Origin of the sequence: Psychrobacter maritimus (assembly GCF_029953575.1) — a bacterium.
Taxonomy (GTDB): Bacteria; Pseudomonadota; Gammaproteobacteria; order Pseudomonadales; family Moraxellaceae; genus Psychrobacter; species Psychrobacter maritimus.
This window is the reverse complement of sequence record NZ_CP124526.1, coordinates 2,312,928-2,327,198: the sequence shown is the minus strand read 5'-3', so window position 1 is coordinate 2,327,198 and position 14,271 is coordinate 2,312,928. Positions and strand designations below refer to the sequence as shown.

The window sequence follows — 14,271 nt, the reverse complement described above, 5'->3', positions numbered from 1 at the left end:
AAAATTATAAACAGAGTGTGGCAGATAATGATTTAAGGGTGACACTGAGGTGTTGCCTTTTAGTGCTGTCAGTTTATTAATAAATCCGTTTATTAATAAGTCTGTTTATTAAAAAAACACAGGAAGACAATGTCGCATTGTAGCATTGCCAATGTGCGTTATAATACGCGGCAATGTGCAAGTGATTGAAAAGCACGTATAATGTCTCTATATAAAGATATAGACAGTTGTAGCGCTATAAATTCTTGTTAACAAATAAGCTTTAGTAGTAAAACCATAGCGTCAACGGTTTGATGGTTTTTATGCATCATGAGCCGTCAAACAGCTATTTACCGATCTTTGATTGTTAAAGATTCATCAAAAAAGAGGAAATACCCATGGCAAAGGCCAAGTTTGAACGCAGCAAGCCACACGTCAACGTCGGTACCATCGGACACGTTGACCACGGTAAAACAACCCTAACCGCCGCTATCGCAACCGTAGCAGCAATCACCTCTGGTGGCGAAGCCAAAGACTACGCGTCTATTGACTCAGCACCAGAAGAAAAAGCACGTGGCATCACCATCAACACCTCACACGTAGAATATGACACCCCATCACGTCACTACGCACACGTCGATTGCCCAGGTCACGCCGATTATGTTAAAAACATGATCACCGGTGCCGCTCAAATGGACGGCGCAATCCTAGTTGTATCAGCAACTGACGGCCCAATGCCACAAACCCGTGAGCACATCCTGCTTTCACGTCAGGTTGGCGTACCGTACATCATCGTCTTCATGAACAAATGTGACCTTGTTGATGACGAAGAATTGCTTGAGCTAGTAGAAATGGAAGTTCGTGAACTTCTTAACGACTACGACTTCCCAGGTGATGACACCCCAATCGTAAAAGGTTCAGCCACCCAAGCCCTTAAAGGCGACGAAGGCAAATATGGCCAACCAGCCGTAGTAGAACTACTAGGTATCCTAGATACTTATATCCCAGAGCCAGAGCGTGACATCGACAAAGCATTCCTAATGCCAATCGAAGACGTATTCTCAATCTCAGGTCGTGGTACTGTTGTTACTGGTCGTGTTGAATCTGGTATCGTACGTGTTGGTGACGAGATCGAAATCGTTGGTATCCGTGACACGCAAAAAACCACCTGTACTGGTGTAGAGATGTTCCGTAAACTGCTTGACGAAGGTCGTGCAGGCGAAAACTGTGGCGTACTACTACGTGGTACTAAACGTGAAGACGTACAACGTGGCCAAGTACTTGCTAAGCCAGGTTCTATCACTCCTCACACCAAGTTTGACGCTGAAGTATACGTGTTGAGCAAAGAAGAGGGTGGTCGTCACACACCATTCCTAAACGGCTATCGTCCACAGTTTTACTTCCGTACTACTGACGTAACTGGCGCAATCCAATTACAAGACGGTACTGAAATGGTTATGCCTGGTGATAACGTTGAGATGGGCGTAGAGCTTATCCACCCAATCGCTATGGACAAAGGTCTACGTTTCGCTATTCGTGAAGGCGGCCGTACTGTAGGCGCTGGTGTTGTTGCTAACGTACTTAGCTAAGCATTAAAGCACTAACGCTATTAGAGTAATCTGATCACGTTAAGCAGTTAGAAAAAAGCCATCCTTGTAAGAGGGTGGCTTTTTTTGTGGGCGCTTTATCTTGAAAGTAGGTGATTAAAAATTAATGATAAATATTTAAGATAAAATAGATGTAACTGAGTTTAAGTAAACTTGAATAAAATAATAAAAGGAACAACTGTGTTTATTATCGAGAAGCTAGCAACCCATACATCAAAGCGGCAACAAACCATTGAAGCCGTGGCAAATATCGAATTACTAGTACAGCCGCACGACGCATGGACGTATCAGACGCTAGTTGAAATGCTTGCGCAAGACAGTATGCATATGCTGATGGTTTATAAACAAGAAGATAAAGCCGATAATAATAAAGTAATTGGCTACTGCCTCTATCAAGTTATTTTTGAGCAAGCAGAGATATTGCGTATTGGCACCCATCCTGACTATCAGCGTCAGGGTATCGCCTCGCAAATTTTTGCACAATTAAATGAAGAGTTAATGAGCAATCAGGTAGAGAGCTTATTATTAGAGGTGCGGGCAGATAATTTTGCCGCAATTGATTTATATGAGCAGCAAGCGTTTGCTGTGATTCATACGCGTAAAAACTATTATCAAGTGCCACATCAGCCAGCAGTTGATGCGTTAATTATGCAGCGCGTTTATGTTTAATAGTTATAATTAACGCTGATGATTCTGCTTGAAGATAAAGTTAAGATGTTTGCCGGTAACTTGACTAGGGTTGTGAGGGTATTTTCTTTTTACAGATTTCAACATTGAGCTTATAGTCACTGTCTGCTTTCATGCGCTCAAGAACCTCAATACGTTCAGCCAACATCTCTATCATTAAGCCAATGGTCGCTTGCTGCTTTTTTACTTGGGCAAGTTTCTGCTGGGTAAGACTTAGCTGCAAACCAATATCGAGCTGGCCATCATAATAATCATTAAGGCTATCTTTGATTTCAGTCAGCGTAAAACCGATGGCTTGGGCGCTTTTAATCAGCTCAATACGCTCAACGCACTCTGGATGAAACTCGGTATAAAGCCGTGACCCTGCTTGGCGTTTGCGAGATTTTAGTAGTCCCAATTGGTCGTAATGACGAATGGTATCTTTGGTGGTATTGGCCTCGGTCGCCAGTGTACCAATCAATAAAAATGCGGTATCAGGTGCCATGCTAACCTCGTAAGTAAAATATTTAACTTACTTATTGTATAAATGATGATTGGAAGCGTTGTTTAAAGCTATGTTTGTTTAAAGAGAGTTTGCTTAAAGTTATATTGGAAAGCAATAAATACGCTCATTTTTAAACCAAGCTATTTGCCTTGTGAATTTGCGTTATATTTTTAATTGCCACGGCTGTGGTTTATCAAGTAATGATACGGCTAGAGGTTGATGAGAGTACTTTTGCCATTTGACTGAACGGCTGCCAATAAGGGTATCTAACTGTGCTAAAAATTCAGCACGTGGCAAGGTTACAGCGCCCAAGCTCAGCAGATGCCCATTTGGTAACTGACAGTCTACCAATTCGACTTTGCTTTGGGCACATAAACGCATCAAGCCCCAAAAGGCGAGCTTTGACGCGTTCGATGCGACATGAAACATCGATTCACCAAAATAAATACCGCCTATCTTTAAGCCATATAAACCACCAATCAACTGCTGCTGATCATCCCAAACTTCAATGCTATGCGCAAAGCCTTGAGCATGCAGCTCGGTATAGGCATCAATCATCTCGCTATGAATCCAAGTATGTTCGCCCTCGGGCAGCGTGTCATTGTTACCGTCGCTACGCGGTAGACTACAAGCATGGATAACGTCATCGAACGCTTGATTCAGGGTTAATTGCCAACGCTCGCGACCCGCTTGCTTGCGCAGCGATTTACTGGGCTTATAGTCAGTGGGCAGCATAATACAGCGCGGCTCTGGACACCACCAAGCGATAGGTTCATCTTCATTAAACCACGGAAATAATCCCTGCGCGTAAGCAGAAATCAGCGTTGTAGGCGCTAAATCTCCGCCAACGGCAACGATACCAATGCCATCAGGATCAACCATCGTAGGGTCAGGGAAGTTGTAACGCCCAAGACTTCTGATGTGTTTACGGAAGGTCTCAGGCGTTATATCAGTCGCATTGACATCGATATCAATACGGCCGTCGTCTTTAGCAAAGTTGCTCATTTATGCTTCTTTATCAGCAGTCAATGTCGATGCATACGTATGATCGGTTGCAACCGTCTCACCGATAGCATCCAAGTATTTCTCGGCATCAAGCGCTGCCATACAGCCAGTGCCCGCAGACGTAATGGCCTGACGATACACGTGGTCGGCCACGTCACCTGCGGCAAATACGCCTTCGATACTGGTTTGAGTAGCATTGCCATTTAGGCCACTCTTAACAATAAGATAGCCGTCTTTCATGTCCAACTGACCTTTGAACAACTCTGTGTTTGGCTTATGGCCAATGGCGACAAACATACCCATGGTATCTAATTGCTTGGTGCTGCCATCAATCATAGATTCAATGATCAGACCATTGACGCCCATATCATCGCCGACTACTTCTTTGACTTTATGGTTCCATTCGATTTTGACGTTACCGTTTCTGGCTTTTTCAAACAACTTATCTTGTAGGATTTTCTCAGAGCGTAAGCTGTCGCGGCGATGGACTAAAGTAACTTCAGAAGCGATGTTTGATAAATATAAAGCTTCTTCAACGGCGGTATTACCACCGCCAATGACGGCGACTTTTTGGTCTTTATAAAAGAAGCCATCACAGGTGGCACAAGCCGATACGCCGAGGCCTCGGAATTTGGTTTCTGACTCTAAGCCTAAATACTGCGCAGAGGCACCCGTTGAGATAATTAGGGCGTCACAAGTATAGCTACCATTGTTACCAATCAAGGAAAAAGGACGCTCATTAAGATTAACCTCATTGATATGGTCATAAACCAATTCAGTACCAAAGCGCTCGGCATGGGCTTTCATGCGATCCATAAGCGCAGGACCGGTTAAATCATGAGCATCGCCCGGCCAGTTATCGACCTCAGTGGTGGTGGTCAGCTGCCCGCCAACTTCCATACCAGTCACCATCACAGGTTTTAGGTTGGCGCGTGCCGCATAAACGGCAGCGGCGTAACCGGCAGGGCCTGAGCCCAAAATAATGAGTTTTTCGTGGCGAGGAGCCGTGCTATCAGTTGCCATAAAATTTCCTTGCTTGCTATCTAAATGAGAAATATAAAAATTAAAATACGTGGTACAAATGATAAATGTTATAAAAATAGTCGCTAAAAGTCGCGATGAATATGGTTTTTCTTATTGCTGTGTGATAATAACATAAGGGCTGAGGGCAAAAAGTGCAAGTTTGCTAAAATGAATATGGATATCATTAGAATCAAAGTACGGAGAGTTTAAAAACTGCTTTTAAAATGAAAGCAGAATTTTTTATTGCCCGCTGCTTTATTACTGAAAAGTGTGGCGAATGTTCGGTTAATGAGCGCATTTTTTGCTAAACCACTGATAGATTTATTTTCTTACCCTCTTTCTTGATAACACTGTCGCCACTACGCCTATGTATTTGTTATTATAAGAAGTTATGCAAGGGTAGTAGTAGCTAGAGTAAGTGATTTACTTATATTGGTATATTGTCACTTATCAGCACAAAACCATTTCAGCATAGTAAGCATAACTAGCTTTATTCATAAACTGGCGACCATTTAATATTAATAACGAGTATTAACAACAAGGCAGATCTTACGTGATATCAGCACCACTTATTGAGTATTTAAAAAAGGGCATATTTACCCTGCTTGGGTTAATACTGGCGGTTTATTTATTCGTCATTTTGATGACTTATACCGGTAATGATCCGAGCTGGTCGCACATCAGTAGTGATATGACTGCCGTAAATAATATGGGCGGCGAGATGGGCGCGTGGCTGTCCGATTTGCTCTATAGCTTCTTTGGTTTTGGAGCTTGGTGGTTGCTGGCGTTTTTGGTTTATGAGTCGGTGCTGATTTGGTGGGATAACAAACCAACGTTTTGGTTATTACGCTTAGTTGCCTATGTGTTTTTGCTATTAAGTGCCAGTGCCTTGTTTGCGCAATTGGTAGCGCTAGTACAGCAAGTGGCCGATCCAATGGTGTCCGGCCTTAAAGGCATTGCTGGTGGTATTATTGGCCTTGAGTTGCAAGCACGTTTGGCACAGCTATTATCGCAGTGGGGCAGTGTGACCTTTTTAACGGTATTTGTGATAATTACCGCCACTTTTGCCTTTAATATTCATTGGCTGGCGATTTATCAAAAAATCAAAACATGGTCATGGCGTGATGCTGCAGTTCAAGACAATGATAGTAAACGTGATAATAGACAAGCCGCGCAGACAGCGTCTGAACAACAGCAAAATGATGCAAGTGTGAGCGATGAAAAAGCGGCGCAAGGCTTTGAGCAGTTACCATTAGATTTGTCAGCTACTGACCATGCAAATCATGCTCAAACAGCCGATAAAAGTGGTCGTTTTAATAACGTGTTGAAAGATTTTTTAGCGACGTCGGGTCTAGGTGCTAGCGTCAAAGCGTCCATGTCAGCCGCTGCAGCAGTGGCACAAACTGCAACCAGCAGCACAGCGCAGGATGAGCAATTACAAACGGCTTCAGCTAATGCAAGCAGTTTTAGTCATGTTAACCAACAGCAACCGTCAGCGCCTACCGCAAATCCTGTGATGGTGCCTGCACGCAAAGTTGAACCAAGTTTTGCTTGGAATGATGCCGATACGGTCGATGATTTGTTGGCAAGTGAGGCCATTGCTGGGCAGGATACGTTTGTTTATGATGCAGCTGCTGCTTCAAACACGAACATCCAAGGTTTCGATAAATCTGCTGCGCCTAATACTTCTGATAATATTGTTAATGCTGCTGCTGATGAACTTGAGACGACAGAAAGCGTTGATAGCTCAGCAATTGATAGCTTAGTTGATGCTTGGCTAGCAGAACATGCGGCAGTTGCAGTCGCGCCTGAGTTAGAAGAAGATAAAACCTTGATTGAAGCGCCGGTATTAGACACCTCGTTTGATACCGCAGCACAGGAACAGAAAGCTGATCATTCATTAAATGTTAATTCATTAAATAATGTGGTTGATGACTCAATAGATGACTTGTCTGAAAGTTGGTCTATCGAACAACCCGATTCTTCTTATGATACTGAGCCTTTAGCTAAGCCTGAAACAGTCAGTACATCGGCAGCAGAGTTTGCTACGCCAGTGGATACGATTAGTAACGTTGCTAAAGTTACTGATATGACACCGACCAATACGCCGCCTGCCAATCCTAAACTCGAGCCGACAGCAGCAACTGGTATTACAGAAACAAATGCTTCGCCGGTCACCGCCACTAAACCTACGGTAAGCTTTGCGGTGCCAGAAGGCGATAGCAGCAATCATATTGCTGACATGATGCCAGAAGATGACAGTCGAGCTGACGACACTGACCTGCCTGTGATGCCGCATATTAGCGATGATGCCGCCTTCAGTCAAAAATCACGCTCGATGCAAACGGCTGCTTATCGCAGTAGCCTTACACCTATCCCTGAAATTTCTATTTTAGATAAGCCAGATCCTGACCGTAAGCCGAGCTATACATTGGCTGAGCTTGAACAGTTGTCCGAGCTATTAGAAATCAAATTGCAAGAGTTTAATGTAAAAGCGTCGGTGGTTAATGCGATTCCAGGGCCGGTAGTAACGCGCTTTGAAGTAGAGCTTGCTGCTGGGGTAAAAGCCAGTAAAGTGACGGGTATTTCACGCGATTTGGCGCGTTCGTTATCGATGGCGTCCTTGCGTGTGGTCGAGGTTATTCCGGGTAAGCCGTATATTGGTATTGAGGTGCCAAACAAGCAGCGCGAAATGGTGCGTTTGATTGAGCTGTTAAATACGGAGAAATTTAACGACCCTAAAGCCCAAATCAGTATGGCAATGGGTAAAGACATCGGCGGTAATCCGATTATTACTGACCTTGCTCGCGCGCCGCATATGTTGGTTGCCGGCACCACAGGATCTGGTAAATCGGTCTTGGTCAACTCGATGCTACTGTCGATGCTGCTAAAATATACGCCGAATGAGCTGCGCCTTATTTTGATTGATCCAAAGCAGCTTGAGCTTGCCAACTATAATGATATTCCGCATCTGCTAACGCCAGTGGTCACTGATATGACGGAAGCGGCTAGTGCCTTGTCATGGTGTGTGGCAGAGATGGAGCGCCGTTATCAGTTGATGAGCTTATTAAAGGTGCGTAAACTTAACGAGTTTAATAAAAAAGTTATCGCTGCTGAAAAATCGGGCAATCCGATGCTGGATCCTTTATGGCGTCCCAATGATAGCGTTAGTATTAGCCAAGCGACAAAGCTAAAAACATTGCCGATGATTGTCATTGTCGCCGATGAGTTTGCCGATATGATTATGCAAGTCGGTAAGCAAGCCGAAGAGCTTATCACTCGTCTTGCACAAAAATCGCGAGCAGCAGGGATTCATTTAATGCTTGCCACCCAGCGTCCGTCGGTCGACGTCATTACTGGTCTGATTAAAGCCAATATTCCTGTGCGTGCAGCGTTACGGGTGAACTCAAAAGTGGATTCGCGGACTATTCTAGACAGCGGCGGTGCCGAAGATATGCTTGGTAATGGTGATATGCTGTTTTTAGGACCAGGGCAAATTGAGCCTGACCGTGTGCATGGCGCGTATGTCAGTGATGAAGAGGTCAATCGTGTCTGTGACGCGTGGCGTGAACGCGGTGCGCCCGATTATATTGATAATATGGCGGGCAATTTTGAATTAATGAGTCCTGGCGGTGGTGCTAGTGCGGCCAATGCTTCTGGCGAAGACGATGACCTTTATAATGATGCCGTGGCATTTATCATGGAAACGCGTAAAGTATCAGCCTCTAGTATTCAGCGTAAATTTAGTATCGGCTACAACCGCGCCGCGCGTATCGTTGACTCAATGGAAGAGGCTGGCTTGGTCAGCTCTATGGGTAAAAGTGGTAAGCGTGAGCTGTTAATGTAGCGCTTAGATATCATTAGATAGCAAAAAGGACGAGTGACGAAAGTGACTCGTCTTTTTTATTGGGAAAAGATGATATAGGCGATCCGCTATAAAATGAACGCAGAGCTACTGGTATTAATTTTGCGCAGCCTCTGTCTGCGTAGGCACAGCAAGCAAGGGAAATGAATACCAGTAGCGCGTTATAATACTTGTACTTATTTCATTGAGCCATTTTTAGCCCATTTAGATGTCCATCGATTGAATTGAGGACACGCCCTAATACCCGAATGACTAATGAGTTTGTTTATCGATTATAAACAGCGGCTTTTTATACTAAACTGGGGGTGGTTTAGCAGATAGATAGGCATAAATTCTAAGAATACACCTTAACGCAATTACTCTCCAAGGAAGGTCAGTTATGTTTAAAGAATATACCCAATATGATGCGATAGCGTTGGCAGCATTGGTTAACGCAGGGGAAGTCAGCGCCAAAGAATTGCTCGATGCAGCAGTTGAGCAAGCCAATCAGCTTAATCCTAAATTAAACGCTATTATCCATCGTTTTGATGAGCGTGCTTATGCCGCGGCGCAAAAAGGCTTACCAGCAGGCGTATTTAATGGCGTGCCTTATTTACTCAAAGACCTGTCCTTCTATTTTGCGGATGAGCCAATTACCATGGGCAGTCGTAGCGTCAACATCGTGCCTGATGATGACAGTGAAATCGTTAAACGCATGAAAGCCAGCGGCGTAAATACTTTTGGTAAAACCAATACGCCTGAGTTTGGTTTGATTATTACCACTGAACCAAAAGCGCATGGCGCCACCCATAATCCATTTAAAAAAGGCTATAGCTCTGGTGGTTCATCGGGCGGTAGTGCGGCGGCTGTGGCAAGTGGTATCGTACCGATGGCAGGCGCGGGTGATGGCGGCGGTTCAATACGTTTTCCTGCTGCATGGTGCGGCGCGTTTGGACTCAAACCTAGCCGTGGTCGTAATCCGATGGGTCCAGCCATTGGTGAAGGCTGGGAAGGGGCGGTCGCTGACCATGTAATTACGCGCTCTGTACGTGATAGCGCAGCGATGCTAGATGCGACTAGCGGTGCGGAAATCGGTGCGCCTTTTATCATTGCCCCGCCGGATGGGACATTCTTGCAAGCAGCGATGCGCGCACCACGGCAATTAACCATTGCCCTGCATCAACAGCCATTGGTGGCCAATACCGTGGTTGATAAAGAGGTACTCGCTGTATTAGAGCAGACCGCTAAGCAGCTAGAAGCCATGGGACATCGCGTGATACCGGCTGAGCCTAATATCAATATTGAGCAGTTTTGGCATGATTTTTTAGTGGTAGTCTGCGCCCATACCGCCTTTACCATCGATTATGTCGAGCGTTGTTATGGCGCCCAGCATATCCAAAACCTTGAGCCACAAACCTATAATATGGCGATGCTCGGACGCTCGTTATCCGCCGTTGATTTGGCACATGCTAAGCATGGCTGGCATCATAGCCAATATCAAACCGGTCTATTGCTTGAAACTTACGATATGATTTTGTGCCCAACTGTACCGACCCCTGCCGTTAAACATGGCGTACTGCCGCCAAGCCGTATGGATGAGATGCTCATGCGTAGTGCCGGATTGCTAAATAAAGGCATTGATATGGGTAAATATGCCTTTAGCTCAGGCGTGATTGAAAAACTCAGCTCACCCGTACTCGGTAAAATGGGTTTTACTTTATTAGGTAATGTTACGGGGCTACCGGCGATGTCATTGCCTGTTGGGATGAGCAAAAAAGGCTTGCCAATTGGTATGCAGCTGATTGGGCGTATGAATGATGAAACGACACTATTTAGTATTGCTGGCGAGATGGAGCGCGCGGGGTTATTTACCAAACCTGCCTTTGAGAAATAGTCTTATATACTCGCAATGATTTCTAATAAATGTATTTTATAAAAAGCGTTTTGATTAAGACAGCTTAATCAAAACGATAAATATCCATACCCAAGCTATGGTGCGCCATGCTTTGGTGTACCACAGAGACGCGTTGACCCGCACCTAAAGCAAAAAATAGCGGCAATAGGTGCTCATCACTTGGATGTACATTCTGATAATTAGGATACTGCTGCCAGTCTAAGGCGCTCGGAATGTCTGTTTTAAGCTGTTGTAATAGCCAAACTTTAAAGTCTCTAGCGGTTTTATCGATACTCTCTGCTTGCCAGCGTAGTGCTTGCAAATTATGGGTGATACTTCCTGAACCAATCAAAAGGATTTGCTCATCCCGCAATTGCGCCAGTTGCGCGCCCAATTGATAACAAGCGACACTGTCATAATGCCGTGGTAGCGATATTTGCACGATAGGGATATCAGCTTCTGGATACAGATGCAAAAGCGGCGCCCAGACCCCGTGATCGCTAACGCGCAAAGGGTTTACGCGGCAGGTAATACCGCGCGCCGTCAATTGCTGTGCCAAGGTTTCAGCAAGCGCTGGTTGTCCGGCGGCAGGGTATTGCAAATCATATAGCTCTGGCGCAAAGCCTGAAAAATCATGCCAAGTTTTTGGTTGCGGATTGCTACTGATTTCAAGCTTAGCCGACTGCCAATGCGCCGACATAATGATAATGGCGCGCGGCTTAGGTAAATTTTGCCCAATGCGTGCCAGTGCGCTAGTAGTAGCTGACTGCTCGATTGCAAGCGTCGGCGCCCCATGCGAGATAAATAGCGCGGGCAATTTTGGTCGTTTCGATACTGTCGCTGCCCTCGATATCTCAGGTCCATCTGCCCAAGCAGCCGCTGCCGTGATAGGCGTCGGCTTTGAGTTCGTTAGATGTTGGCGCTTGTCATCAGCTTGCGTATGAGCGCTTAAGGCTTTAGGTAGTGCAGGTTTAGGATGTTTCATGTAGCATGTATTAGGGCGCGCGCCTATATTTCAATCTGTTTTGTAGGCGTTTTAATTACTACTTTTAATTACCGCGGTGATAAGGGTGGTTGTGATTGATACTCATCGCCCGATAAAGCTGCTCCATCAGTACCACGCGCACCAGCGGATGCGGTAGGGTCAGCGCGGATAACGACCATTTTACATCGGCTTTTGCCAATACTTCTGGCGATACACCGTCAGCACCGCCGATGACTAGGGCAATATCATCGCCTTGCTGCATGCCATCGGCCAATTTATCGGCCAACTGCTCGGTAGAGAGCATTTTACCTTTTACATCCAGCACCCATAGTTGCTCACGCCCTCCTGCCGCATGGGCGGCTAATATCGCCTGACCCTCTTGCTCACGGTACTGCGCCAAATTGGCATCTGACGGATTCTTGGCGCGTTTTGCCGCCGCAATTTCTACGATTTCGGTGCTAAGCATCGGTTGAATACGTTTGAAATATTCATCAAAACCGGTTTGTACCCACTTGGGCATTTTATTACCGACGGTCAATATTCTTACTTTCATAATACATACCACTTTGATCATTGAGTAAATGTAACAAAAGAATTCTGCGCTTAAGTTATTGTAACAAACAGACCTTTTACAACGCATAATTTTGTGCTTTACGGGCATTCGACAAACAGTTGTTCTTTATTTTGCTGGTTTTCGCTTATTATTAAACTCTGCGCTATAAAAATAGTGGCAGAACGTTAAAAGCAATAAAGCAAATGAACGAGTAATGACCCAAGCTATAAAACCAGTCATAAAATAACGAGCAACACTGTGAGGTCTTTATGATAAACCAAAAGATAGGTTGAAACATTTTTTTAAACGAAAGGAGTCGTTCATGAAACGCACTATATCAAGTCTAATTGCCCTTAGCGCAGGCGCGCTGCTCTCTACTTCTGTGTTTGCTGTTTCGCTAAATGGCACGCAATGGCAAACCATCGATGATAAAACCGGTGAAAAAAAGGCCGTCATTCAGTTAACAGAAAGCGGCGGTAAAGTGTCAGGAAAAATCATTAAAGTACTGAATAAAGAAAAGGCGGATGCGCTTTGTACCAAATGTCCTGGTAGCCTAAAAAACAAACCGGTTGAAGGCTTACAGATACTCTCAGGTTTAAAAGCGGATGGTAATAACCAATGGAGTGATGGCAAGCTGGTCGACCCTGAATCCGGCAAAACCTATTCTGGCAAATTAACCCTAAGTGATAATGGTCAAAGTTTAAAACTCCGTGGCTTTGTTGGTACCCCAGTCTTTGGTCGTTCGCAAACGTGGCAGCGTATTAAGTAGTTTCCGCACTAGGATTGTTATGGATAAATAACGATTATAGCGGTTAGTAATAATTGAAGATAAAAGTAAAGGATAGTCGGTTTATATCGGCTATCCTTTTTTATACTTTAACTTTCAGCAGTCTTTAACTTTTGCCAATTGTTTTACATAAGTGGGGCGATGGTTTCTGACACCGTGTTTTCTTCGCTTTGATGATTGTCATTGTTATCAGAAAAGGCAGGTTTTGGAATAATGGTCAGCTGAGCATCCGATTCAAAAACGATGGCCTCGACATCATCGAAGCTATTCACCCCTTCAGAACGCATGGCACATTCAAGCTCTTGACGGGTCAAGCGTTCAGCACGCATCGCATCGGGTAAAAACTGCCCCTGATAAAAGACAATGCGCGGCTCGGATAAAATAAAGCTGCTAAATTGCGGTGAAATAGAGGCGTATTTGGTGACCAAAAACTGCATGACATACAGCACCAAGATAGAAGAGATGCCTTCGATAAGTGGAATGTCTTTAAGTAAAATAGTGCTGGCACCGAGTGAGCCAATCATCACGGTGACAATCCAATCAAAGTTATTAAGCTGCGAAGTGGAGCGTTTTCCAGAGACTTTAGTGATGATAACAATCAAAACGTAAACCGTTACCGCCGTCAGCACGATACGTCCGAGCTTGTCTATATTATCGAAAAAAAGCATGTCCATTGCTTGAGCTCCTATTGATTATTTATGTCACTTAAATACTACTTAACATGAAACCTTATAGAAACAGCGTACCGTAATTTACTCATGCATAGGACAAAAACTTTGTATGCGCTTGGATAGTGATAAATAGGTAAGGTTACTGGCTATTTAAAAGCGCTAAGTATTTCAATAATAATTAAATGGTTTTGCGCTTGGGGTCAAGTAAGCGATTGACGGCCCAAATGCTAATGCGTGCACTGACTAAGCTCAGCACCAATATCATGACTAATGCTGAAAGCAGTGGTAGTGGCTGCTGCATGCTCATCTCCATCAACACTTCACGGCTCACCGCATCAAATAAGAAAAACCAGATTCCCAAGAAATAAATAATCGTCAGTAGCCAAACCACTGCAACGCCGCCGAACATTAAGCGGTTAATCTCGCCTCTATCCAGTGCGCGCTGCTGATGCTTGATAAATTTATGCACGGCAATATAAGCGCCGATGACGATAGAGATGACTGTGATCAATTGCGAGTTTAAGGCAAGTTTGGTTTGAATCATCATAAATATGGCGCTAGCTAAAATATAACCAACGGCAAAGAAACCAACATATTGCGCCATCTTAGGTTGAGTGGCTTTTGGGTTTGATAGCGGTGTCTTGCTTCCCGACTGACTAGCTCCTGATTGACTATCTCCTGACCTACTGGGAGACTTGCTAAGCTGCGTTGGTTTACGTGACATAAAATGACCTTTATAAAGGGGTGAGCAT

Annotated in this window: 12 protein-coding genes; 5 read left to right on the top strand and 7 right to left on the bottom strand. The window is 44.6% G+C overall.

The annotated features are described in order from the left end of the window. Positions 1–377 precede the first annotated feature (377 nt). Both tuf and rimI read left to right on the top strand, forming a co-directional pair. Positions 378–1,568, top strand: coding sequence for an elongation factor Tu (tuf, locus tag QJS82_RS09915; RefSeq protein WP_068405116.1), 1,191 nt, complete (start codon positions 378–380; stop codon positions 1,566–1,568). A 198-nt stretch (positions 1,569–1,766) separates the two neighbouring features. Beyond that, positions 1,767–2,255, top strand: a complete 489-nt coding sequence (rimI, locus tag QJS82_RS09910; protein WP_281490361.1) for a ribosomal protein S18-alanine N-acetyltransferase — start codon at positions 1,767–1,769, stop codon at positions 2,253–2,255. A gap of 64 nt (positions 2,256–2,319) precedes the next feature. Here the strand turns inward: rimI and QJS82_RS09905 are convergent, their stop codons facing one another. From QJS82_RS09905 to trxB, 3 genes are all read right to left on the bottom strand, one after another. Then, the gene (locus tag QJS82_RS09905; RefSeq protein WP_281490360.1) at positions 2,320–2,757 is read right to left on the bottom strand and encodes a MerR family transcriptional regulator; all 438 of its coding nucleotides are present in this window, start codon (positions 2,755–2,757) and stop codon (positions 2,320–2,322) included. Positions 2,758–2,919: 162 nt separating this feature from the next. Then, a complete protein-coding gene (gene aat, locus QJS82_RS09900) occupies positions 2,920–3,762 on the bottom strand; it encodes a leucyl/phenylalanyl-tRNA--protein transferase (RefSeq protein WP_281490359.1) in 843 nt (280 codons plus the stop codon). Then, positions 3,763–4,785 carry a thioredoxin-disulfide reductase gene (trxB, locus tag QJS82_RS09895; protein WP_281490358.1) on the bottom strand — a complete coding sequence of 341 codons (1,023 nt, stop codon included), beginning with the start codon at positions 4,783–4,785 and terminating at the stop codon, positions 3,763–3,765. It lies immediately after the preceding gene. Between the two features lie 553 nt (positions 4,786–5,338). Here trxB and QJS82_RS09890 point away from each other — a divergent pair. Next, positions 5,339–8,632, top strand: a complete 3,294-nt coding sequence (locus QJS82_RS09890; RefSeq protein WP_281490357.1) for a DNA translocase FtsK — start codon at positions 5,339–5,341, stop codon at positions 8,630–8,632. Between the two features lie 397 nt (positions 8,633–9,029). Further along, positions 9,030–10,523 (top strand): amidase, encoded by a 1,494-nt coding sequence (locus QJS82_RS09885; RefSeq protein WP_281490356.1) that lies wholly within the window; start codon positions 9,030–9,032, stop codon positions 10,521–10,523. Between the two features lie 64 nt (positions 10,524–10,587). On the opposite strand, the gene QJS82_RS09880 is transcribed toward QJS82_RS09885, so the two are convergent. Next, positions 10,588–11,508 (bottom strand): DODA-type extradiol aromatic ring-opening family dioxygenase, encoded by a 921-nt coding sequence (locus QJS82_RS09880; protein ID WP_201620330.1) that lies wholly within the window; start codon positions 11,506–11,508, stop codon positions 10,588–10,590. Positions 11,509–11,572: 64 nt separating this feature from the next. After that, positions 11,573–12,061, bottom strand: a complete 489-nt coding sequence (rlmH, locus tag QJS82_RS09875) for a 23S rRNA (pseudouridine(1915)-N(3))-methyltransferase RlmH (RefSeq protein WP_201624147.1) — start codon at positions 12,059–12,061, stop codon at positions 11,573–11,575. Positions 12,062–12,383: 322 nt separating this feature from the next. Between rlmH and QJS82_RS09870 the strand changes: the two genes are divergently transcribed. Then, positions 12,384–12,830 carry a DUF2147 domain-containing protein gene (locus QJS82_RS09870; protein ID WP_201624145.1) on the top strand — a complete coding sequence of 149 codons (447 nt, stop codon included), beginning with the start codon at positions 12,384–12,386 and terminating at the stop codon, positions 12,828–12,830. Between the two features lie 143 nt (positions 12,831–12,973). Here the strand turns inward: QJS82_RS09870 and QJS82_RS09865 are convergent, their stop codons facing one another. Next, positions 12,974–13,522, bottom strand: a complete 549-nt coding sequence (locus QJS82_RS09865; protein WP_201620333.1) for a DUF421 domain-containing protein — start codon at positions 13,520–13,522, stop codon at positions 12,974–12,976. Positions 13,523–13,697: 175 nt separating this feature from the next. Next, positions 13,698–14,243, bottom strand: coding sequence for an ABZJ_00895 family protein (locus QJS82_RS09860; RefSeq protein WP_281490355.1), 546 nt, complete (start codon positions 14,241–14,243; stop codon positions 13,698–13,700). Positions 14,244–14,271: the final 28 nt, after the last annotated feature.

Bases quoted from the DNA above. Each gene is read 5' to 3' on its own strand.
- tuf (WP_068405116.1), top strand. From the start codon at position 378: ATGGCAAAGGCCAAGTTTGAACGCAGCAAGCCACACGTCAACGTCGGT.
- QJS82_RS09905 (WP_281490360.1), bottom strand. From the start codon at position 2,757: ATGGCACCTGATACCGCATTTTTATTGATTGGTACACTGGCGACCGAG.
- aat (WP_281490359.1), bottom strand. From the start codon at position 3,762: ATGAGCAACTTTGCTAAAGACGACGGCCGTATTGATATCGATGTCAAT.
- trxB (WP_281490358.1), bottom strand. From the start codon at position 4,785: ATGGCAACTGATAGCACGGCTCCTCGCCACGAAAAACTCATTATTTTG.
- QJS82_RS09885 (WP_281490356.1), top strand. From the start codon at position 9,030: ATGTTTAAAGAATATACCCAATATGATGCGATAGCGTTGGCAGCATTG.
- QJS82_RS09880 (WP_201620330.1), bottom strand. From the start codon at position 11,508: ATGAAACATCCTAAACCTGCACTACCTAAAGCCTTAAGCGCTCATACG.
- rlmH (WP_201624147.1), bottom strand. From the start codon at position 12,061: ATGAAAGTAAGAATATTGACCGTCGGTAATAAAATGCCCAAGTGGGTA.
- QJS82_RS09870 (WP_201624145.1), top strand. From the start codon at position 12,384: ATGAAACGCACTATATCAAGTCTAATTGCCCTTAGCGCAGGCGCGCTG.
- QJS82_RS09865 (WP_201620333.1), bottom strand. From the start codon at position 13,522: ATGGACATGCTTTTTTTCGATAATATAGACAAGCTCGGACGTATCGTG.
- QJS82_RS09860 (WP_281490355.1), bottom strand. From the start codon at position 14,243: ATGTCACGTAAACCAACGCAGCTTAGCAAGTCTCCCAGTAGGTCAGGA.